Source organism: Streptococcus parasanguinis, assembly GCF_016648855.1.
In the GTDB taxonomy this organism is placed as follows: domain Bacteria; phylum Bacillota; class Bacilli; order Lactobacillales; family Streptococcaceae; genus Streptococcus; species Streptococcus parasanguinis_L.
On the sequence record NZ_JACLQU010000006.1, the window covers coordinates 28,160 to 51,020 of the forward strand.

The 22,861-nt window shown below is 38.8% G+C and carries 22 protein-coding genes and 1 pseudogene; 5 read left to right on the forward strand and 18 right to left on the reverse strand.

The annotated features are described in order from the left end of the window. Position 1 precedes the first annotated feature (1 nt). From H7T92_RS10435 to hisS, 8 genes and pseudogenes are all read right to left on the reverse strand, one after another. Positions 2-562 (reverse strand): annotated as a pseudogene (locus H7T92_RS10435) (aminodeoxychorismate/anthranilate synthase component II); the annotation flags it as partial. Beyond that, positions 559-1,917, reverse strand: a complete 1,359-nt coding sequence (trpE, locus tag H7T92_RS05110) for an anthranilate synthase component I (protein WP_201037251.1) — start codon at positions 1,915-1,917, stop codon at positions 559-561. The pseudogene H7T92_RS10435 and the gene trpE, both read right to left, overlap by 4 nt. Positions 1,918-2,430: 513 nt before the next feature. After that, positions 2,431-2,793 carry a DUF1304 domain-containing protein gene (locus tag H7T92_RS05115; RefSeq protein WP_070594340.1) on the reverse strand — a complete coding sequence of 121 codons (363 nt, stop codon included), beginning with the start codon at positions 2,791-2,793 and terminating at the stop codon, positions 2,431-2,433. Between the two features lie 15 nt (positions 2,794-2,808). Further along, positions 2,809-3,237, reverse strand: coding sequence for a MarR family winged helix-turn-helix transcriptional regulator (locus tag H7T92_RS05120; protein ID WP_023920160.1), 429 nt, complete (start codon positions 3,235-3,237; stop codon positions 2,809-2,811). 268 nt (positions 3,238-3,505) lie between these two features. Then, entirely contained in the window at positions 3,506-4,135 is a 630-nt protein-coding gene (locus tag H7T92_RS05125; RefSeq protein ID WP_049472504.1) for an HAD-IA family hydrolase, read from the reverse strand. Further along, positions 4,132-5,409: an MATE family efflux transporter gene (locus H7T92_RS05130; RefSeq protein ID WP_201037252.1), complete on the reverse strand. Its 1,278-nt coding sequence runs from the start codon at positions 5,407-5,409 to the stop codon at positions 4,132-4,134. The genes H7T92_RS05125 and H7T92_RS05130 overlap by 4 nt, the downstream gene beginning before the upstream one ends. 50 nt (positions 5,410-5,459) lie before the next feature. Beyond that, positions 5,460-6,944: a threonine synthase gene (gene thrC, locus H7T92_RS05135; RefSeq protein WP_201037253.1), complete on the reverse strand. Its 1,485-nt coding sequence runs from the start codon at positions 6,942-6,944 to the stop codon at positions 5,460-5,462. A gap of 180 nt (positions 6,945-7,124) precedes the next feature. Beyond that, positions 7,125-8,408 (reverse strand): histidine--tRNA ligase, encoded by a 1,284-nt coding sequence (gene hisS / locus H7T92_RS05140; protein ID WP_003010893.1) that lies wholly within the window; start codon positions 8,406-8,408, stop codon positions 7,125-7,127. A gap of 170 nt (positions 8,409-8,578) precedes the next feature. On the opposite strand from hisS, the gene H7T92_RS05145 reads away from it, so the two are divergent. Further along, a complete protein-coding gene (locus H7T92_RS05145; RefSeq protein ID WP_003010891.1) occupies positions 8,579-8,920 on the forward strand; it encodes a metal-sulfur cluster assembly factor in 342 nt (113 codons plus the stop codon). Between the two features lie 163 nt (positions 8,921-9,083). On the opposite strand, the gene H7T92_RS05150 is transcribed toward H7T92_RS05145, so the two are convergent. After that, complete coding sequence (locus H7T92_RS05150) at positions 9,084-10,358, reverse strand: uracil-xanthine permease family protein (protein WP_049522925.1); 1,275 nt, start codon at positions 10,356-10,358, stop codon at positions 9,084-9,086. 588 nt (positions 10,359-10,946) lie between these two features. Further along, the gene (gene ilvD / locus H7T92_RS05155) at positions 10,947-12,650 is read right to left on the reverse strand and encodes a dihydroxy-acid dehydratase (protein ID WP_049472637.1); all 1,704 of its coding nucleotides are present in this window, start codon (positions 12,648-12,650) and stop codon (positions 10,947-10,949) included. A 214-nt stretch (positions 12,651-12,864) separates the two neighbouring features. Here ilvD and rpmF point away from each other — a divergent pair, with 214 nt between their 5' ends. Then, positions 12,865-13,047 (forward strand): 50S ribosomal protein L32, encoded by a 183-nt coding sequence (gene rpmF / locus H7T92_RS05160; RefSeq protein WP_003009516.1) that lies wholly within the window; start codon positions 12,865-12,867, stop codon positions 13,045-13,047. Positions 13,048-13,062: 15 nt separating this feature from the next. Next, positions 13,063-13,212 carry a 50S ribosomal protein L33 gene (rpmG, locus tag H7T92_RS05165; protein ID WP_001265622.1) on the forward strand — a complete coding sequence of 50 codons (150 nt, stop codon included), beginning with the start codon at positions 13,063-13,065 and terminating at the stop codon, positions 13,210-13,212. A gap of 479 nt (positions 13,213-13,691) precedes the next feature. Here rpmG and H7T92_RS05170 read toward each other — a convergent pair whose 3' ends face one another. Genes H7T92_RS05170 through H7T92_RS05185 form a run of 4 tightly spaced genes read right to left on the reverse strand, consistent with a single transcriptional unit; the run spans position 13,692 to position 16,452 of the window. Beyond that, complete coding sequence (locus H7T92_RS05170) at positions 13,692-14,477, reverse strand: ABC transporter permease (RefSeq protein WP_003013947.1); 786 nt, start codon at positions 14,475-14,477, stop codon at positions 13,692-13,694. A 1-nt stretch (position 14,478) separates the two neighbouring features. Beyond that, entirely contained in the window at positions 14,479-15,273 is a 795-nt protein-coding gene (locus tag H7T92_RS05175) for an ABC transporter permease (protein ID WP_003013825.1), read from the reverse strand. Beyond that, the gene (locus tag H7T92_RS05180) at positions 15,270-16,256 is read right to left on the reverse strand and encodes an ABC transporter ATP-binding protein (RefSeq protein WP_003010129.1); all 987 of its coding nucleotides are present in this window, start codon (positions 16,254-16,256) and stop codon (positions 15,270-15,272) included. Before H7T92_RS05180 ends, H7T92_RS05175 begins: the two co-directional genes overlap by 4 nt. After that, complete coding sequence (locus H7T92_RS05185; RefSeq protein ID WP_003010127.1) at positions 16,249-16,452, reverse strand: hypothetical protein; 204 nt, start codon at positions 16,450-16,452, stop codon at positions 16,249-16,251. Before H7T92_RS05185 ends, H7T92_RS05180 begins: the two co-directional genes overlap by 8 nt. Before the next feature lie 663 nt (positions 16,453-17,115). Between H7T92_RS05185 and H7T92_RS05190 the strand changes: the two genes are divergently transcribed. Beyond that, positions 17,116-17,304: a hypothetical protein gene (locus tag H7T92_RS05190; protein WP_014713950.1), complete on the forward strand. Its 189-nt coding sequence runs from the start codon at positions 17,116-17,118 to the stop codon at positions 17,302-17,304. Continuing rightward, positions 17,297-17,908, forward strand: coding sequence for a Fic/DOC family protein (locus tag H7T92_RS05195; RefSeq protein ID WP_201037254.1), 612 nt, complete (start codon positions 17,297-17,299; stop codon positions 17,906-17,908). Before H7T92_RS05190 ends, H7T92_RS05195 begins: the two co-directional genes overlap by 8 nt. Positions 17,909-18,357: 449 nt before the next feature. Here the strand turns inward: H7T92_RS05195 and H7T92_RS05200 are convergent, their stop codons facing one another. From H7T92_RS05200 to H7T92_RS05215, 4 genes are all read right to left on the reverse strand, one after another. Continuing rightward, complete coding sequence (locus tag H7T92_RS05200) at positions 18,358-19,137, reverse strand: dimethylarginine dimethylaminohydrolase family protein (protein ID WP_201037255.1); 780 nt, start codon at positions 19,135-19,137, stop codon at positions 18,358-18,360. A 27-nt stretch (positions 19,138-19,164) separates the two neighbouring features. Continuing rightward, positions 19,165-20,244, reverse strand: coding sequence for an alanine/ornithine racemase family PLP-dependent enzyme (locus H7T92_RS05205; RefSeq protein ID WP_150905028.1), 1,080 nt, complete (start codon positions 20,242-20,244; stop codon positions 19,165-19,167). Between the two features lie 30 nt (positions 20,245-20,274). After that, a complete protein-coding gene (locus H7T92_RS05210) occupies positions 20,275-21,711 on the reverse strand; it encodes an amino acid permease (protein ID WP_201037256.1) in 1,437 nt (478 codons plus the stop codon). Positions 21,712-21,798: 87 nt separating this feature from the next. Next, positions 21,799-22,575 (reverse strand): dimethylarginine dimethylaminohydrolase family protein, encoded by a 777-nt coding sequence (locus H7T92_RS05215; protein WP_150905024.1) that lies wholly within the window; start codon positions 22,573-22,575, stop codon positions 21,799-21,801. Positions 22,576-22,861 lie beyond the last annotated feature (286 nt).

The window sequence follows — 22,861 nt, forward strand, 5'->3', positions numbered from 1 at the left end:
CCTTGACTAGTTTGACAAAATTTTCGATGGTCTTGAGCCCATCTGGCGTCCCGATACTTTCTGGATGGTATTGAAAACCATAAATCGGTAAGCTACGATGTTGAATCCCCATAATCGCTTGATCATCCGTCGTTCGAGAGGTAATGACAAAATCCTCTGGCATGTCTTCAATCGTCAACGAATGGTAACGCATGACTGGGACCTCTTTTGCGACACCCGCGTATAGCGGAGAGGGAGCTTCTAGCTGGATCTGGCTTTGTTTGCCATGCATGACCTGAGGGGCCAATCCCAAGCGCCCTCCAAAAACTTCCGCAATCGCTTGATGCCCCAAGCAAATCCCCAAGATTGGTTTGACCCCTGCGAAATCTCGGATCATCTCCTCCATCTTACCCGCGTCCTTTGGCCAACCTGGACCTGGAGAAAAGACCAAGGCATCTGCTTCTTTGGCAACCTGGTACAAGTTCGCATCATCATTTCGAAGCACCTGGACCTCATCAAATTTTCCGATATACTGTGCTAAATTGTAGGTAAATGAATCGTAATTATCGACTAATAAAATCATCCTTCTTCTCCAATCCTTGTCATCGATTTTGCCTTATTGACGGTTTCTTGGTATTCATTTTCAGCGATCGAATCATAAACGATTCCTGCTCCGGCCTGCACATAAGCCTTCTTATTTTTGAGGATCATGGTTCGAATGGCAATAGCAAAATCGAGATCCCCCGTCACAGAGAGATAGCCAATAGCCCCCGCATAGACGCCTCGTTTCTCTTTTTCTGCCTCATAGATTCGCTTCATGGCTCGAATCTTGGGAGCACCCGAAACGGTCCCCGCTGGAAGAGTTGCCTTCAGAGCCTCAATGGAGGCTAGTCCAGGAAGTAATTGCCCCTTGACTACACTGGTCAGGTGCATGACATAACGGAAGAATTCCACTTCCATATATTTGGTCACTTCAACCGACCCATTTTGGGCGATACGCCCAATATCGTTTCGCCCTAGATCCACCAACATCCGGTGTTCTGCGACTTCTTTTGGATCCCCTGCCAAATCAGCTGCCAATTGCCGATCACTCTCTTCATCGAGCCCTCTGGGACGTGTGCCCGCAATGGGATTGGTCGTCACCACTCGGTCCTTGACCGACACCAGACTTTCCGGACTAGCACCGATAATTTGGTACTCCCCAAAATCATAAAAGTAGAGATAATTCGAAGGGTTGGTCACGCGCAAATTGCGGTAATAATCTAGTGGTTTTCCTGAAAAATCAGCTGAAAAACGTTGACTGAGCACGCATTGGAACATATCTCCCTTTCGAATATAGTCCCGGGCTAGGGCCACCATTTCCTCAAACTCTTTTTGCTCCAAATGATTGTGGAAATGAAGCGCATGCAGGTCCTTGTCCTGAAACTCTTCTTTTGCAGGTCTTGCCAATTGTGCTAATACTTGCTCCAAGCTCGACGCTTGCTCTGCTTCACTCCGTCCACTATAGAGGTTCTCTTCCACCACATAGACCTTTTCCTTTTTGTGATCAAAAATCACATAGCTCTCATATAAGAAAAAGTGGAGATCTGGGGTGCCGATCGTATCTTCAGGAATGGAGCCAATGTTCTCATAGAGGCCAATCAAGTCATAGCCGACAAATCCAATCGCCCCACCGTTAAAAGGAAGTTCTTCTGAAGTTTTCGTTTTGATCGTGATGCGATTCAAAAAGTCCAAAGGATCCTCTTCAACAATTTGATCATTGTAATAGAGGACGCCATGTTCAAACTTGACTTCACTGACTGGCCGATAGGCTACAATTGAAAAACGCGCATTCTCTTTTTCACGAGGGATTGACTCCAAGATCATTTTATGGGGCGCATCCAAACGCATATAAGCCAAAATTGGACTCAAAACATCAGCAGATAAAACTTTTTTCATATCAGAAACCTCTCTTTTAGAACTCTTTTATTCTAAGGAATTCCGCTGGCCCATGCTTTTCTTGCTAAGGCGATCAAGGGTATCCCACGATCTATTTGCGCTTTGGGATCAATGTGCCTAAGCGCGCTTCGCTTGCTAAGGCACATAGAAAAGCCCTCACACAAAAACTGTGTGAGGGCGTAGTGTCCGCGGTGCCACCTCTTTTATAGGGAAAAATAGCTGGTCTTTCCCTACATCTCTATCTCCTCTATCAAGGAGTTGCACGGTAAGGGGTGCCAACCGAATTCACATGGGTTAGAATTCATTAATCATAACAGTCCAATTTTCATCAGTCGCTATTGCTTGTTCACAATTCCCACAAGCTCCCTGAAAATAGCTGACTCATTACTTTTCTGTTGCTACCATTATAACCCTTTTTCTTAGAAAGTCAATAAAATTTTTAGTCTTTTTTTATACTTTTTTCTACACTTATTTAATAAAATCAGCTCAAAGAGCCCGAGCGGCCCGTCCTTTTTATCCCAAAAATAGAATACTCAATAAAGCTAAAATTGCAGGACCACCTTGGGTCAAGATAATCTTTTTATTGGCTGTCATCGCACCGTAGGCCGCAGCTCCAATAATAAAAAGCACAAAAATTGTAACAACTTCACTATTTTTAGAGACAAACAATCCATACAAGAGGAAGGCACCAATCAAGGCATTGTATATCCCTTGATTCTTAAATAAAGAGGTCACAGATGGGCGAGCGAGTTCTTCTTTATCCATGTTGAAAACCCGACTTGTGGTATCAGATGTGGTTCTGATGCTCTCCAAATAAAAAATATACAAATGCTCCAGTGCAGCAAGACTTGCTAAAATAATCGTCAGTAATGACATCGTAGATTCCCCTTTTTATTCAACTGTTATTTGTTCAATGCCAGATACTAATTTGTCCAGCAGGTAAGAAAATTGCTCTTGTTCTTGAGCAGTCAAAATCCGACTCATCTGTTCTTTCACCGCCACATGATAGCGAGGGGGATGTTTGACCAAACGATTATAGGCCGTATCCGTCAAATGAATTAAGATTTCCCGCTGATTCTTTGGATTTCGACTCCGATGGACAAATCCTTCCTTTTCTAATATTTTGAAATGTCGGGTTAAAGCCGCTGGATCAATCTGCAAGCGCTCCTGAACCGCGATCTGATTGCAAGGCGCTTGTTCTAACAAATCCTGCAAGATTTGGTAACGTGTTAAGCTAATCCCTAGGCGCTTTTCAAATAACTGTGTAGTTGATTGATCTGCCAAGCGTAGTTGGTAGAGCAAATCATTTATTTCTGCCATGTCCCTTCCTCTATTCATTTTTGATAAATCAATAATTGACTAATCAATTATAAAACATTTCATATCCTCTGGCAAGAAAAAGAGCTTGCACTATTCTTTCACACAAAAAAAGCCGCCTGATTTGGCGACTCTTAGGGAGATTATTATGAAAAAGAAAAGTTTTAGGATTTTTCTAAACAAAGTTAGGAGGTCTTTGTTTATGCTTCTATTATAGCGGACATTTCTTAAAGAAAGCTTACGACTTTATTTCAAAATGAAAACAAATTCTTTACAGATTCTTTTCAGCGTTTAAAATAGCTGGGATATCTAGTAAGGTGTTCATCTGATGATTGCCTTGATAGTCAGACGTCAAGAAATTGATACTCTGAATCTGGCTATTTCTTGCAAAGTCAATATCCAGGCTCCGATCCCCAATATAGTAGGTATTTTCTGGCTCCAACCCGTACTTCTCCATCAGATACATGGCAGCTTCTGGGTCAGGCTTGCGGGCAAAACCACTTTGACTGGTCAAAATCTCTGTAAAAAAAGATTCCAAACCCAAGTCCCGTAGGATGACAAAGGCATTCTCTCCCTTATGGGTATAGACAAACTGCTCAATTCCAGCTTCTTGTCCCCAGGATAGGACATCACGCGCCCCATCCATCAGAAGGACCTGGGCATTTTTCTCTGCTAGACTTTCAGCTCGGCGATGATTCAAGTCAGTCACATCCAGATGATACTCCTCCGCCACGGCTACTAAAAGATCTTGAACCGAATGCTTCAAGATGAAATCTTTAATGCTGGCTCGGTCAAACGGAAGCTGATAAGTTGCATAGGTCTCCTCAAGACCTGCCAGAATAGCATCATAGGAATCCAGCAAGGTCCCATCCAAATCCCAAATAAAGGCTCGTTTTGTCATTTTTTCTCTCCTACTTTTCGTCTATATAGCTGACTCAAAAATAGCCAACGAAAGCCATTGTCGAGCAAGGTCCCAGTCCAGACCCCTGGAAGGCCAAAGCCAAGAGTTACTCCAAGCAGATAACCGGCTCCAATTCGAATGACCCACATGCCAATCGTCGTTGCATAAAATGGAAGCTTCCCATTTCCCAAGCCTTGCCAAACAGCTGTATAGATGACCGTTCCTGCTGTAAAGGGCGTTCCCAACAAAGAAAAGAGGACAACCGACAGGCTAGCTTCTACCGCTTTCACATCTTGTGTGTAGAGATGGGTCAGAAGGGTGCCACCAAAAAAGATACTCAGAGCAATGGGCAACATCAACACAAAGGATAAGCAGTAAGACTGCTTTCGAAGGCGGGCAATCTGCTCAAGATCACCTTCACCCAAGCTCCGTGCTACGAGCATGACCGTCGCTGTGGCCACCCCAAACACAGGCATGTAGTTAAACTGGGTCAAGGTCTCTCCGATGGCATTTCCTGCGACTGCCTCGGTCCCAAAAGCAACCACGATCGCAATGATCACCACATCTCCGGCCCGCATCATCAGCCGCTCTCCGGCAGCTGGAAGTGCTAAGTTCAAGAGCTTACGATCCAATCCCCAACGAAGGGGGGCAAAGGGTAGCTGGACCTTTTGCCACAAGAGGATAACACCAACCAGACGGGCTAGCACAGTCCCCAAAGCTGCTCCGACAATTCCCCAACCAAAAAGGAAAATAGCCACAGAGGAGAATAGAGCATTTAAAACATTGGTCAACAAGCTGACATACATGGGAAGCCGTGGATTGTTGGCCACCCGAACCAAGGAGCCCAAGGTCGTCATCAAGCCTAAGAGAACAATGGTCCCGCCGACCAAGGAAAGGTAAATCCCCCCACTTTCGGCGACTGCAGCTTCCGTTCCCAACAGCGAAATCATCTGGCGTCCAAATAACAGCGAAGCCCCTCCTAAGAGAGCACTCAACAACAAGGTCACCTTTAGGGACTCTGTCGCATGGTAGGCAATGTGGTCTTGATTTTTTTCACCCAAACTTTTGGACATGACACTGGCAACTGCCGCACCCAGTGCCAAAAAGATGGCCTGATAGATGGTGATGATGTTTCCTGCGACGGAAACACCTGAAATGGCAATCAAGCCCAGGTGAGCCACTAAATAAGAGTCCACCATGCCCATCAGCATTTGTAAGAAATTTTCACCCATGGCAGGAAGGGCGATATTTAAGATTTTTTTGTATGAATTCATGAGTATATAAAAGAGCCAAACGGCTCTTTTGATCTTTCTAATACAGAAAATTAAAGTCCCAAGTAGTCTTCTACGGCTGCTTGCATGTCTTTGGCTGCCACGCTTGTACGATGGCGAACCGGTGCAGTTTCAAGGCCGTCTACAGCCGGTGGCACAGGAACACCTGAGAGTGTGTGTAATTTAGCCAAGGCTTCGAAATCACCTAGACCTGTCTCGCCTGTCACCGCTTCTACTGCTACCACTGGGAATTTATAAGGACTTGCTGTAGAGGCAATGACTGTTTTAGCAGTATCTCCTGTTTGGCTCCGGTATTTTTGATAAACGGCTGATGCTACGGCTGTATGAGGGTCTTCGATGTAATCAGACGTTTCATAGACCCGCTTGATCTCTGCAGCGGTTTCTACTTCATCTGCGTATGCAGCCGCAAACAAATCTAAGATGTCTGCATCAAAGTTGAACAATTGGTACTGACCTGTTGCAACAAGGCTTTCCATCAATTCTTTGGTCTTTGTGGCATCATTGCCTACCAAGTGGAAAATCAAGCGTTCCAAGTTTGAAGAGACCAAAATATCCATCGATGGGCTAGTGGTCACCTTGAACTCACGTTTCTTATCATAGACATGTGTTTTGAAGAAGTCTGTCAAGACATTGTTTTCATTTGACGCACAGATCAATTTCCCAACTGGAAGACCGATTTGTTTGGCATAGAAAGCTGCCAAGATATTTCCAAAGTTTCCTGTTGGGACGGTAAAGTTGACTTTTTCTCCCGCTGTGATTTGGCCTGTCTTCACCAATTGCGCATAGGCGTATACGTAATAGACAACCTGAGGCACCAAACGACCAATGTTCATAGAGTTGGCTGATGAGAATTGCATCTTGTTGGCTGCTAATTTTTCACGGAGCGCCACATCATTGAACATGTGTTTGACATTGGTTTGGGCATCGTCAAAGTTTCCATCGATGGCGATGACATGGGTATTGTCCCCCGTTTGAGTCGTCATTTGCAATTCTTGCACCTTGCTGACACCATCTTTTGGATAAAAGACAATGATCTCTGTCCCTGGAACATCGGCAAAACCTGCCATCGCAGCTTTTCCTGTATCTCCAGAAGTCGCCGTCAGGATGACAATTTTATTTTCCAGACCGTGCTTTTTAGCTGCTGTTGTCATAAAGTAAGGCAAGATCGACAAAGCCATATCTTTAAAGGCAATGGTGGAACCGTGGAAGAGCTCCAAGTTGTATTGTCCATCGAGTTTGACAAGCGGAGCAATAGCTGGGGTATCAAACTTGCTGTCATAAGCATGAGAAATACAGTAGTCTAACTCTTCTGCTGTAAAGTCGTCCAAAAAGGCTGACAAAACAAGCTTGGCCACTTCTTGGTAAGAAGCATCTTTGAGGGTATCAAAATCCAGCTCTACTTGAGGATAAGAGACTGGAGTAAACAAACCGCCATCTGTCGCCAATCCTTGAAGAATGGCTTGACTAGCTGTTACAGTATTTTTTTCATCTCGTGTTGATTGATAAACTAATGTCATGACTGTTTCATTCCTTTACTAGTAGTCTTCTCATTATATCATAAATGTCAGAAAATTTAACGGCTTTTCGCCAAATCTTGGCAAAGGACGGCAAACAGAAGCTAGATAAAAGAGAGCAGGCGCAACGACTTTGCTCCTACTCCCATGCGAATCTGTTTTTCAGGTGTCTGCAAGACTTGATCAAGCCAATCCCAACTCTGCTAAAACAGATGGGAAGTCTTTCTTCAAGCTTTCAAGAGCTACCGTTACTTCTTGACGAGTTTGGTTATTTTTCACAGTAACTTGACCGCTCTCAACTTCACTACTTCCTAAGGTAATCAAGGCTTTGGCCGCAAAGACATCTGCTGACTTAAATTGTGCCTTGAGCTTGCGTCCAAGGTAATCACGTTCTGCCTTGAAACCTTGGATTCGAAGGGCCTGAACCAAGCTAAGCGCTGCTTCATTGACCTCATCTCCTAGGACAGCGATATAGGCATCTAAGCCTGTTTCGATCGGTAATTCAATGCCTTTCTTTTCAAGAACGAGAAGGATCCGTTCCACACCGATACCAAATCCAAAACCAGCAGTCGCAGGGCCACCGAAGTATTCAACCAACCCATCATAACGACCACCCGCACAAACTGTCAATTCATTGCCTTCAATTTCTGTAATGAACTCAAAAATCGTGTGGTTGTAGTAATCTAAGCCACGCACCATATTGGTATCGATGACATAGGCTACACCTAAGTCTTCTAACATCCGACGAACTGCATCAAAATGCGCTTGGCTTTCTTCATCTAGATAGTCTAGGATGGAAGGGGCCTGTTCAACCGCGGCCTTGTCTTCTTTTTCTTTTGAATCCAAGACACGAAGCGGATTTTCTTCTAAGCGACGTTGGCTGTCCTTAGACAATTGATCCTTCATTGGCAAGAGGTAATCAATCAAGGCTTGACGATAAGCCTGACGACTGGCAGGGCTTCCCAAGGTGTTCAAGTGCAAGGTTACATTGTCAATCCCTAGTTCTTTCAGGAATTGCGCTGCCATGGCAATGGTTTCGACATCCGTTGCAGGATTGCTCGATCCAAAGCATTCTACCCCAATTTGGTGGAATTGACGCAAACGACCTGCTTGAGGACGTTCGTAGCGGAACATTGGGCCTATGTAATAGAACTTACTTGGTTTTTGTACCTCAGGCGCAAAGAGTTTATTTTCTACATAGGAGCGGACAACAGGAGCTGTCCCTTCTGGACGAAGCGTGATATGACGGTCTCCCTTGTCATAGAAGTCATACATTTCTTTGGTAACGATATCCGTCGTATCCCCTACTGAACGGCTGATGACTTCATAATGTTCGAAGATCGGTGTGCGGATTTCATCATAATTGTATCGCGCAAAGACCTTGCGTGCAAAGCCTTCTACATATTGCCATTTCGCTGAATCGCCAGGAAGGATATCCTGGGTCCCTTTTGGTTTTTGTAATTTCATAGCCTTCATCCTTTGTCTTACTTTTGCCTCTATTTTACCACAAATTCGAAGAGAAATGGAGACTGGACCGAATTTCCTTTGTCCCACACGTTTAAATCATCGTTCTCTTCTTGCCTTATCAGCCGAATTATGAGAAAATGGAAGCCATACTACACTGAAAGGATCTTGCGATGAGAGAGGATATCAAAATCAATGACCGCGCCCTCGCACTAGAGAAGCCGTTAATCGAAAAATTGGAGCTTGTATTTGATACCGACGTTGAGTTAGATGTCTATAACCTAGGACTGATCTACGAGATCCATCTAGATGAAGCCGGTACTTGCAAGGTGGTTATGACCTTCACCGATACGGCTTGTAGCTGTGCTGAGAGCCTTCCGATCGAAATCGTCGCTCGCCTAAAAGAAATTGAGGGGATCGAAGATGTCAAGGTCGAAGTGACCTGGTCACCCGCTTGGAAAATTACACGAATCAGCCGATACGGGCGCATTGCCCTTGGCCTTCCACCACGATAACAATCATTACCATTTAAGAAACGCAGTCAACTAATGAAGGAAGGCCTCTTCGGAAATCCGATCCACAATAAAAAACGAGGAACACCAGCTCTACCACCAGAGTCTGTTCCTCGTTTTTTTATGATGATTGAATCCATTAAAACTTTTTCACTACCAGAATGTACTAAGCCTCGTCAGCTTTTGGTTCTGGAAGAATTTGATACAACACAATCCCAAGAATGGTTGACGTTGCGACACCCGTGATTTGAAGACCACCGAGGTCAATCATCAAACCACCGATCCCTGATACCAAGATCACACTAGCAATCAAGAGATTCTTTTTATTATCAAAATCAATCTTATGTTCAACTAAAATTTTCAAACCGCTAGCAGCGATCACCCCAAAGAGGGCAATAGACAACCCTCCCAATACAGGAGTTGGAATAGAGTGCAAGAGTGCTGATAGCTTCCCAATAAAGCTCATGACAACCGCAATCACTGCTGCGCCTGAAATAACGTAAACTGAGTAGACCTTACTAAGGGCCATAACCCCAATGTTTTCCCCATAAGAAGTTACCGGAGGAGCTCCAAAGAATCCGGCAATAATCTGTGCCAAGCCATCACCAGTAAGCGTATGGTCAAGCCCTGGATCCTTAAAGTAATCACGCTCAGTCAAACTATTTAAAACCATGAGGTGCCCAAAATGTTCCGTCATGGTCACAAAGGCAATCGGAGCCATGGTCAAAATCGCACTTGGATAGAGCTTAAAGCTATAATCCACAAATGGAATGTCAAAGTTTGGAACTTGAATCCAATGCGCCGCACTTACCTCTGAGAAATTGACAAAACTATGTCCTGTCATCAAACCAAGAGCCAATGAGAAAATATAGCCCACAATTAATCCAAGTAAAATTGGGACGACACCGACAATCTTCTTGCCATACATGTTAAATAGGATGACCGCAAAGAGGGTCACCATCGAAATCAATAGAGCATAACCGCTATAGCTTTTATTTAAGGTTGTCGCATCAGTGACTGCATTCGCCGCAAGACTCAAACCAATTACCATGATAATGGGACCAACCACGATTGGTGGAAGGACCTTATTAATCCAATCTTTACCCGCATGCTTAACAATCAGAGCTACAAACAAGTAGACCAAGCCACCCGCCATAGCACCTTGCGCAACTGCTGCGATTCCATCTGACTTCATCAGCATCTGCATAGCAGCAATATAAGCAAAACTAGACCCCATATAAGCAGGAATCTTATACTTGGTCACTGTCAAGTGAGCCAAGGTCCCCAAACCAGATGAGAACAAAGCAATGGCAGGATCAATCCCAACCAAAATCGGCACCAGCACTGTCGCCCCAAACATGGCAAACAAATGCTGGAAAGATAAACCAACCAATAAACCAGGTTTTGGCATATCATTCACATCATATTTAACGTCATTCACGATCGTAAAAACCTCCTAAAATTAAGATGCGACAAGCTATGGCTGAACAAAAACATCTACCTTCGATGACCAAATCGTAAGGATGCACTCCCTGCTTCCATCATCGACGATTTCTTTTTTATCAAACCACTTTTCAACTATACAAAAAAATCCCCCACAACAAGGAGATACACAAAATATAGGCTGGTCTTCCCAGGCCTTTCATTTCCATAGCTCCTTGCCTGCCTCTCTGGACAGTATTAAAGGATTGATTCGATTAGTCACAATTATAGCAAATTATAGACTGATTTACAAGAAAAATGACAGATGATACACTCAAATCCACCAAAATGTAATATTCATACGTTTCAGCGACAAGGTCGAAAATAGCCACTTTGAGCCAAAAAAAGAGGCTGGGACAAAAGTCCTAGCCTCTCAATTGTTTTTGGATTGTCGAGCAAGACGCAGTGGTTGAGTGGGCTCTACTACGCTGATTTCATCAGCTTTTACAGCCCTACTCAACTGTGCGGAGGTGGGACGACGAAATCGAATTCTAACGAATGACCGATTTCTGTCCCACTCTCTATTTGGACAAAGTCGTCCTTGCAATTATTGTTTACCAGACTGTTCCATATTCCAGAAGTCGGTTACAGCACCACGTGATGCTGAAGAAACGATATGGGCGTATTTACCCAGAACCCCACGGCTATAGAGTGGTGGCAAGGTTGTTTCAGCCTTCCGTTTCGCCAATTCTTCGTCTGAGACATGCATGGTGATTTCTTTGGTATCTTGGTCAACTGTCACCATGTCCCCTGTGTGGAGGTAGGCGATTGGGCCACCGACCTGAGCTTCAGGTGCGATGTGTCCGACAACGAGACCGTACGTGCCACCTGAGAAGCGTCCGTCTGTCAAGAGGGCAACCTTGTCCCCTTGGCCTTTCCCAACGATCATAGATGACAAGGACAGCATTTCCGGCATACCAGGACCACCCTTCGGACCTACGAAACGAACAACAACAACGTCGCCATCCACGATTTCGTCTGAAAGAACGGCTTCAATGGCAGCTTCTTCCGAGTCAAAGACCTTAGCAGGACCTGTGATGTTGCGAACTTTCACACCTGATACTTTAGCAACCGCCCCTTCAGGAGCCAAGTTCCCTTTCAAGATGATCAATGGACCATCCGCACGTTTTGGATTTTCAAGTGGCATGATGACTTTTTGACCTGGTGTCAAATCAGCGAAGGCTTCCAAGTTCTCAGCTACTGTTTTACCAGTACAGGTGATACGATCCCCATGAAGGAACCCATTCTTCAGAAGGTATTTCATGACAGCTGGCACGCCACCGACATTGTAAAGGTCTTGGAAAACGTATTTCCCTGAAGGTTTCAAGTCTGCCAAGTGAGGTACGCGCTCTTGGAAATCGTTGAAGTCTTCCAGCGTCAAGTCCACATTAGCTGCGTGAGCGATCGCAAGCAAGTGAAGAGTGGCATTGGTAGAACCACCGAGCGCCATGGTCACTGTAATCGCATCTTCAAAAGCTTCACGGGTCAAGATGTCAGAAGGTTTGAGTCCCATCTCCAGCATCTTCACAACTGCACGACCTGCTTCTTCGATATCCGCCTTTTTATCAGCTGATTCAGCAGGGTGAGAAGAGGAACCGGGCAAGCTCAGCCCAAGGACCTCAATCGCTGTCGCCATGGTGTTAGCCGTATACATCCCACCACAGCCACCAGGGCCAGGGCAGGCATTACATTCAAGATCTTTCACTTCTTCAGCGGTCATATCACCATGGTTCCATTTCCCGATCCCTTCGAAAACAGAAACCAAGTCGATATCCTTGCCGTTCAGATTACCCGGTGCAATGGTACCACCATAGGCAAAGATCGCCGGGATATCCATATTGGCAATGGCGATCATCGAGCCAGGCATGTTCTTATCACAGCCCCCGATGGCTACAAAAGCATCGACGTTGTGACCGCCCATAGCCGCTTCGATAGAATCCGCGATGATATCACGTGACGTTAGGGAGAAGCGCATCCCTGGTGTTCCCATAGCGATCCCATCCGCAACTGTAATGGTGCCAAATTGGACCGGCCAAGCACCTGCATCTTTCACACCTTCTTTGGCCAATTTTCCAAAATCATGAAGGTGGATGTTACAAGGGGTATTTTCCGCCCATGTCGAAATCACTCCGACAATTGGTTTTTCAAAGCTTTCATCGGTCATTCCCGTCGCGCGAAGCATGGCACGGTTGGGAGATTTTACCATGCTATCGTAGACACTACTACGATGGCGTTTGTCTAATTCTGTCATGTCATTCCTCTCGTTACATTTTTTACCATTATAGCATAAAAGAGGCCACAAAGATAGGCATGGACTTTGGAGAAACAGACAACAGAAAAGTTTCTTTCAAAAATTTCAATTTTTTTGTCAAGTAACTTTACTTTACAAAAAAGTTTTGTTATACTGTTACAGTTGATGAAAATCAAACCTAATTGAATTTATATCTTAAAAGGAGAAAAACGAAATGGCAGTACCTGCACGTCGCACATCAAAAGCGAAGAAAAACAAACGTCGTACGCACTACAAAGTAACAGCTCCATCTGTAAACTTTGACGAAGCAACTGGAGATTACTCACGTTCACACCGTGTATCACTTAAAGGATACTACAAAGGACGTAAGATCGCTAAAGCTGCATCAGCTGAATAATAGAAGGGAGATACCATGCGCGTAAATATTACACTTGAACACAAAGAATCTGGTGAACGCTTGTACCTTACTTCTAAAAACAAACGTAACACTCCAGACCGTCTTCAATTGAAGAAGTACTCACCAAAACTTCGCAAACACGTTGTGTTTACAGAGGTGAAATAGGGGTTCACTACACGTCAATAGATGTTAGAAACCTTGATTTTAAGCGATTCTTGAAATTCTAAATTTCACTACATTGCAATATAAATCAACCGAATCACTACCTTTTTCACTACCTTTTTTGAAATAAGAATAATGATTCGGATATATAAAAGAAGAGGAACTTTATTGTGAAGCTCCTCTTTTTGTTATGTGTTCTTTTTCTCACAGATCGTATGACCTGGTTTGACACAGTTGGATTTCAGGTACTTTCAGTTTAGCTTTATATCAACCATCATCAAAATCCAACTATTTTCTTATTTTAAAAAATATGAATAAGTTTGATTGAATGAGGGAATTTCTTTAAATTTTTTCTTAGCACCTATAAGTTAATAATACTATTCTTTAAATTATAGTTTATAATTATCTGATGTTTCAATGACCACAAAACAAAGTACAGCGAATCACTTCCTTTAGTCAAACATATAACTGAACAACATTGTTTATCTTCCTGCACTTTCATATTTTTTCAATCCTTTTCTAAAAATTGTACGACTGATAATAATCAAAAAAACTGTAAAAACTATTTGATAGAAAAATAGGTTCAATGTATCTTTCCCTAAAAATATTAATACTGCAGGATTGGCAATTAATAAATTGGGAACAAATAACATAGTGATCAATCTGTTAATACCTGTAAAAATATTATATGGATACTTAGAAATTCCAATATAATTCAAAAATACATCTACTTTTGAAAATTTAGTTGGGAACCAAAATGAACTAATCGTTATTAGAAACCAAATTGAATAATATATAATACAACCACACATTAAAGAAAGGATATAAAATAATATTTTTAATGAATTTAAATGTACATTTAAATTTCCATAACTTATAAAAATGATCGCAAGACCAAAAAAAGTATTCACGAATTGAACTAAATTAAATGATCTAAAAATATAGAACAACTGAGTATCAAACGGCCTCAATAAAATTTGATCCAAGTTACCACTCAAAATATCTGATTCTAAAATTCCCATACTTCTAATTAACAATCCCATCATAACTCCATCTACAATAGTGTAGGAACCTACCAAAAATAAAATTTGATAATAGTCCCAACCATTAAAAGAGTCTATGTTTAAGAAAATCAATCTAAAAAATACAATAGGTAAACCAATCCACAGTATCGACGAAAATAGACCACAAAAGAAGTCAAAATGAAAATTCATATCAGATTTAAAACCAAAATGAAGTAGCCTAAAAATTACTTTTATTCTAAACATTTTATCCTCCCACATTTGAGAAGTGCTCCACTCCTTTTCTCAATATGAATCTTGATATAATATAAAAAATGATGCACCAAATCAATTGAATACAAATAATTCTCAAATAGTCTATTAATTTATATGTATCATTACTAAACATCTGAAGCGGTTCATATACTAAGTATTTAAAAGGTAATACATCTAAAAACAGACGAAAATTATTTGAAAAAAAACTTAAAGGCAATAATATTCCTGATAAAAACTGAATTACTATTTCTTTAACAGTAAGGACAAAAAATATATTTTCTAACCAAAAAGAAAGCATACCTACACAACATGATATTAAAAACCATAGAACCATAGATAGAATAATTGCAATACTTCCTAAAATAAGAATTTCAATGGTTAATAACTCATTCTTGTAATAAACACTGGAGAATAAAATGACAGGAATGATGATAAATAATAAATGAGCAAGCCTATCTCCAAGCATTTTACAAAAATAATACTTATAAAAAGTAACAGGTTTTATTAATATGCTAAAAAAATTTCCTGAATGAACATCGTCATTGATTTCCCAATCAACTGGATAAAAAACAAAATATGAAAAAATTATAGTCCCCAAATAGTATTGAACCATTGAGGTAAAATCATATCCTGCTATATTTATCTGGTTACTCTGATATATATACGTCCATAAAAATACTGATATCATAATTTGTATACTTGCCTGTAACATTAACAATAGTACACTTGATTTATAGTTCAAAATAGATCGAAATGATATCAGAATAATAGACATTTCTTTTTTCAATTGTGCTCCTTTTTTGTAAAATAGTTTTGTAAAATAATTTCTTCTAAAGAAAGATTTGATATTTCAAAATCTTCTATATCTACAAGCTTATTGATTGATTCTAATGTCTCAAAGACAAAATCTCTAGGTATTTTTAGTATACATTCCGATTTTGTTTGAGAAATGACTACTACTCCTTTAACAGAGCATAACTCTGGTACCAAATCTAATGTCATTTTTATCTTTAAATATTTAAAATCAGAAAATTTAGATAAAATAACATCCATTGACTCCTGCAAAATAATTTTTCCTTTGTCAATGACGATTAATTCGTCACAAACAGACGAAATATCATCCATATCATGACTCGTTAAAATAATAGTAGTATGACATTCTTCATTCATTTTCTTTAAAAATGTTCTGATATCTTTTTTAGACTGTATATCTAACCCTATAGTAGGCTCGTCTAAAAATAATATTTCCGGACTTGTTAAAGATGCCGCGATAAACTCCATTTTCATTTTTTGTCCAAGAGAGAGGGTCCGGACCTGCTGGTAAAGCTGATCTTTTACATTCAACAAATTGCTTAATTCCTGAATTCGTTCTTGTAAAATCGCCGGTTCTACCTCATATAAAGTACCAATCAATTGAAAATAATCCATAGCCGAAACATCTTGAAATAACTGTAATTTATTTCCTACTACTATTGAAATTTTTTTTCTAAAATTTATACTTCTTTTAAATGGAATTTCTCCATTCACTTCTAATTTTCCGGAACTAGGATAAAGAGTCCCAGTCAACATTTTAATCGTTGTGGATTTACCAGCTCCATTACTCCCAATAAAGCCAACTATACTCCCTCTCTTAATCGTAAAACTAATATCTTGAACAGCTCGAATCGTTATTTGATTACGTTTCAAAAATCTCTTGATAAATGGGAGTCTTGAATCAAAATTATAAAAATTTTTAGATAAATTCTGAGCATTAATAACTATTTCACTCATATATCTCTCCTTTCGATAAAATATATTTACTTGTACTTTTTCCATACTTTACCAAAATGCTAAAGATTGAGCTAAAATCTTCGGGATGGGTAAAATAATATTTGTCTTTAAAAAGTTTCTCAAAACCTTCAAGGCGATTATTGAAATCATTAAATTTTGTATTGTCTAGCTGGTTGAATGTCTCTTTAATATCCATAAACTTTCTCCGTGATTCTTTATTTCACTTTATAAATAGAAGAGTGTCTATATATTTATAGATCCTCAAGAACTTGCATTTTATCAAGTATAAGTAGAATAGTATGTAAGGGTTTACATTTTCATATTATATGATTATTTAAGGAATCCGTCAATTTTCCACATTATTATATGACAAAATGTATTTTTTAAAAATGCAAAAATCTATGAGCAAGATGTTTGACTTCCTTTTTTAAAGTATATATACTTATATTAACCTTAGAAAAGATAAAATGTTTGAACAGATATTCAATAATAATTACTTTTTTTAAAATTAAAATTCGAACTTTAAATTTTTATCTTTTTTATATTATTGAGTAACCTAAATTGCCCAATTTGTAAAATTTAGCTAGACAAAAAAAGACATCCAAGAGAAATTTCTTAAATGTCTGTAAACGTTGATATAAGCGTGTTGATTAACGTTTTGATAATTGTGATGCTTTACGAGCTTTCTTAAGACCTGGTTTGGAAAGTATGGGTTTCAGCTAGACTAAAAACAGGGGAATATTTTTAGTTCTGTAAGTATTAATCTATACACTTACATATATCTTTTGGTCTCTATCCTTTAGGTGAAAATACCGATTTTATGGTATAATAAGGATAACTCTATACAAGGAGGTGTGCCATGACTCTTGATGTAAATAAAGAAGAATTAACAATTTTAGGGATTCCCTTTGATAACTTTTCAGATTTTGATACTGTCTGGTATGCTATTGGGTCATCAATGATTGAAAATTATGAACCTACTGTTCAAGATGTGATTGACTTAAAAACTTATGTTATCAACAGACGAAAGGAATTGAATATTGGTTAAAAATCAATACGAAGGCTATGAGTACATTGATCCCAATCACCAATATACCTATCCAAATTCCACAGTCTTAATCAATAAACAAAATGTTACAAATATTGAAGAAGCCTACCGAAATGAACACTTATTCGTTACTAAAAGACTTGCAGATTTGCGCTTGAAAGCCAATAAAGTCTATTCCATGAGTAATATTTTAGCCATTCATAACTATTTGTTTCAAGATGTTTATACTTGGTCAGGACAATATCGCAAGGTGAATATCTCTAAAAGTGGTAATCCTTTTATGTCGATACAGTCGTTTAATGCTGCGGAAACTTATATAAATCATCTCATTCATTCCTATCATCAAACTGCCAACTCAAGAGATGAAATCATTAAACATTTAGCAAAAATTCTTGATAATCTTAATTATTTCCATCCCTTTCGAGAAGGTAATGGACGAACTCAACGGGAAGTTATTCGTTCCTTAGCACTATCAAAAGGGTATTCTGCACAAATACGAGTGGAACAAGATGATGAAATTTACAACCTTTATATGGATGGAACTGTCTATGGAGAATTATGGAAATTAGAAAAATTATTTGATAAAATATTAAAAGAAATATAGGTTGTAATACTTGATAATTACAGAGGTTAAATAGTGGGTCATTACGTTTCAGTAGAGGCGAAAAAACCTTGATTTAATGCAATTCTTGAATTTTCGAATTTCAATGTATTGCAATAAAAATCAACCGAATGACTACATTTTTGACTACATTTTTTGTGAAATAAATTAGATGTTCGGATATATAGAAAACGCTCTAGTCATATTGTCTAGAGCGTTTTTGTGTTGTTTAAGAAATTGGCTCTATAATTTCTGTAGCGGGTAAAACTACCATAGGAATTATGGAATCCATAATAAGACCTCTTAAGTAGATTTTAGGTATTTACCATGTCTACTTAAGAGGTCTCATATCAGAATGTGAATTAGAGTGTTTCTTTTGCTGTAAGTAATGGAAAATTACTCTCAATAGTATTTTAAAATAATCTTTTTATTCTTGAGGGTAACTAAACAAATTAGAAACGCAAAGATAAACAGGTTAAACTACCATCGATTTTCTTAAATTCGTCTGTATTAACGACTTTTACAGGGTAACCTAGATTTTTTATATGTTCTAATGTTTTTGGGTATCCATCAGGAACTAACACTGTGCCATTTATATACAAACTATTAATTGCATATAATTCCTCTTTAGGAACTACAAATCTATTAAATTCTCTGAACTCGGGAACTTCATTCATTCTTGCACTAACCAACATATTGTTATTTTCTAGATAAATCACAAAATCTTTCAAATGCAAACCTTCTGTCACTGGTATTGTGGAAGAAGTGTAACCGAATTGAGAAACTATTTCACCAAATTGTTTAGCACCTTCTTTATTGGTACGATCAGATAAACCTACATAGAAATGTTTTCCTACAAGCATTACATCTCCACCTTCCATCGTTCCTGGGGATTCAATGTGAAAGATTTGTTCGTCAGCGTAGAATTTCTTTATAGCAGGTTCAATTTCAAATTTTTCACCGTTCCTCGATTCTCTTGGGGAATTAGTAATAATTGCACATTCTTTCATTACTACTGCTGGATCTTCAACAAAACATGAATCTGGGTATTCCTCTAAAGCTTCAAGAACCAGTGCTTTTACTCCTAAACTTTCAATTGCATCAACATATTCTTGGTGCTGACTAATTGCTTTTTCATATATAGGCTTATCGTCACTGAACATTCCTGTACTAATTCCTTCAAGCATCGCTTTACATGGTTTTCTAACAATAATATTCTCATATTTTATCATATTACTTCCTCCAGCAATCATATTCTTCTAAATATATTCTTTTTCAACATACTCAGATTGGCTTAACATCAATAGATTTTCATACATTACATGGAAACTAACAATATCTCCTAATTCGTAACAATGTTCGCTTTCAGTAATATCTAATATCGTATGGTCGCTACTACCACCAATTACTTCAATGTTTGAGTCTAATGGCCGAAGATGTAAACAATCTCCTAAATCTTGCCTTCCAACCGCTATCAGAGCTCTGCGACGAATACCTTTGTCTTCATATTCCTTCTTGTTTCCAAATGCATCAACTGCAATTGTACCAATTGGATGACTTGGTTTGTTTTTCAATTCAACAATTTCCGCCTGTAGCGTAAACGCTTCATCTTCATCAGGAAATACCTTATAATCAAAGCAATCATCCAAATCACTAATATATAACGCATCCCCAACTCTTAGCTGCGTGATACCCTCTGGCATAGATCCCTTTGCAACTAAAGGTAAACTAGTTGAAGCACCCCCAGAAACAACCTCAATCCTACGTCCAATTGCTTTACTAACTTTTTCAGCCTTTGAAATCAGTTCCATCATTTTTTCTGGGGTAGGCATAATTGAGCCATAACACCCTAGATTTGTTCCAACGCCTAATAAATGTAAGTTTTTTAATTCTTGTTCAACAGTACGTGTTGTATTCAGCAATTCCTCTTCGTCAAAAATTCCCTCACGCAAATCACCACATTCAGTCATAATAATCACATTATGAATTTTATTTTGCTCTGAAGCAGCCCGGTTTAATTCTTTTAAAATCTCTAACGAAGAATTCAAGCTAATATCTGCACAAGAAACTAATTCATCAACTTCACTAAGCATTGGTATACGTAAGTCGTAAGTAAGAATATTTGGATTAATCTCTTTTACTCTTTTCAATTGAGATAGTCGCGAAGAAGCCAACGTTTTAAAACCTGCATCTATTAATGTCTTAATAATTTCTTCAAGTCCGTTAATTCCTTTTATTACACCAACAACCTCAATTCCAATATCATTACACATGTCTAATACATTTTTGGCATTATGTTTTAACTTTTTCTTATCAATAACAAACTTTGGATAACCCACGTTGTTCACCTCAAATCTATTATTTATTTTTTACATGGTAGATAAATCAATTGTACCGTTAAAAATCAGGACTAGACTGACAATTGCCAAGGCTACTATTACTAGGGCAATAATTTTTTCGATATTAGTGAGGAATTTCTTATTATTTTCTTTACGAGCCAAATAGTAAACAATCATACAAGGGGCGAAAAGAAGTGCTGTAATAATAATATACTTCCAGCCTGTTGAATACATCAAATATCCCATTGCAATAGTTGAAATACAACCAAGCAAAGCATTCAATTTAAAACCGTTATCAAACTTGATTGATTTTTTAATCATAGTCAAACTAACTGTGAAATATGGAACCAACATTGTACTTGAAGCAAATAAAGCCATAACATTATAAATTGATTCATTGATTATGATGGTAATGAAAAATGCTTGTTGAATAATTGTGGATACCAGTAATGAATTTGTTGGTTGCCCAACAGTATTTTCAACACCAAAGAATTTAGGGACAATTTCATGCTTCGCTGCAACATCTAAAATTTCACCAGCAAATAAACAACATCCGAACCAACATCCCATTGCTGAAAGTGCAATACCTAGGTTCATTAGAATTGCTCCCCATTTGCCTACGACTGCCTCTAATATGCCACCTAATGCAGGTACTTCCATTTTTGAAACTTGTACTTGTGAAAGTACTCCAAAGGTTAAGAAGGTCAGCAAGAGATACGTCACTGCAATTACAATATAAGAAATCACAATTGCTTTTGATGCATCTGATTTCGATTTCGCACGTGCAGAATAGATTAATGCCCCTTCAATACCAACATACACCCAAATAGTTGAACTCATAGCTGTTCCAATTTGACCATTTATAGATGAAGGTAAATCATTTGAAGCGAAAGCGTTTTCCCACAGTCCAGAGTTAAATACATCTACCTTAAATGCCATCAATAAAGCTATAATAAATACTACAATTGGAATCATTTTTGCAAACCAAATAACAGTATTAACTAATGAAGCGTTTCTCGCTCCTGACGCACATATATAGTAGAAGACCCATAAAATAACTGATAACAGAATTAAAGAAGGGATATTATTTCCCCCACGAAACATTGGAATAAAATATCCAAGAGAACTTACCGAAAGTACTCCTAATGAAATATTACCTACAACAATAGATAGCCAATATCCTACACAAGATAAAAATCCAATAAACTTTCCAAATCCTTGTTCTGGAAAACTAAAAATTCCTGCGTCTAAATCTGGATAGTGATCTTGTAGATATTTCAAACAGTAAACGAAAACAGCAAAGGCAATACTTGCAAATACTAGTGCAATTAAAGCAGGGCCTGGAGCTACAGATTTTGCTAAATCACGTGGTAAATTAAAAACCCCTGCACCTATTACCGTAGTAACTGTTAAAGCAACTAAGCCGAGTAGACTAACATTTTGTTGGACAGTATTTTTCTCAGTCATATAACTATCCTCCCCATAAAAATTAAATTATTTTTTTAAATATGATGGGAAAAAGAAAATCTTTATCCCATCATATATATTGTTTTATTAAAAACGTAATGAAAGACAGCTCAAACCACCATCAATTTTACGATATTCAGAGGTATCGACAACAAGAACATCATATCCTAAATGTTCAACGGCAGATTGAACCTTAGGATATCCGGCTGGAACAATAACAGTTCCATTAACCCATATACAGTTTGCGGCATATGCTTCATCAGAATCAACAACTATCTTATTAAATGATTCAAATAAAGGATTATCAACAAATTCACCAGCAACCAATAAATTATTATCCTCTAAATAATTGACTCCTGTCTTAAGATGCAATACTTCTTCCAACGGGACTTGAATGACCGTTTTACCATATCCCTCTAATATTTCTTTCATCTGTGCAAAACCTTCATCATTTGTACGGGCTGATTTCCCAACATAGAAGGTATCGCCAACCATCATAATATCGCCAGGTTCAACCATTCCTGGAGCTTTAATTTCATGAACATTTGAATAAAAACTAGATAGCAGTTTACGGAAGTCTTCTAGTTGAGTCTCATTTCGACGAGTATCCGCACCTGGTCTGGAAATTATAGCACATTTATCCGTACAGAGTGCAGTATCTTCCATAAAACATGAATCTGGAAAATCGTCATTTGGTGGTAACACATTAATTTTGACTCCACATTTAGTTAAAGCTTCAACATAATGTTCATGTTGAACTAATGCACTTTCATAAACAGGTTTTCCAAGTTCTGGATTAGAAGTAATACCTTCACTAATTCCTCTTCCAGGAATACGAACAATTACATTCTTAAAGCGTTTCATAAATTACACCTCTCTAATATATCCTGTAAAGTCTGAGTGATACAACCGAAAACACGCCCCATTGTGTATGCGCTTACATTTTTGTGGAGAAAATAACAATGGGACATATAATGGACGCCATCTTTACTTTGAGCAACTATTGAAATACAATAAAGCTAAGTTCATTGCACATCATTTTTCCTGTTTTACATGAAAATGTTAACAATATTGTTTCCGAGATTATTCCTTTCTAGTTAACAATTCATGCTCTATTTCTATTCTACCACTTAATTGTTGCATGTCAATA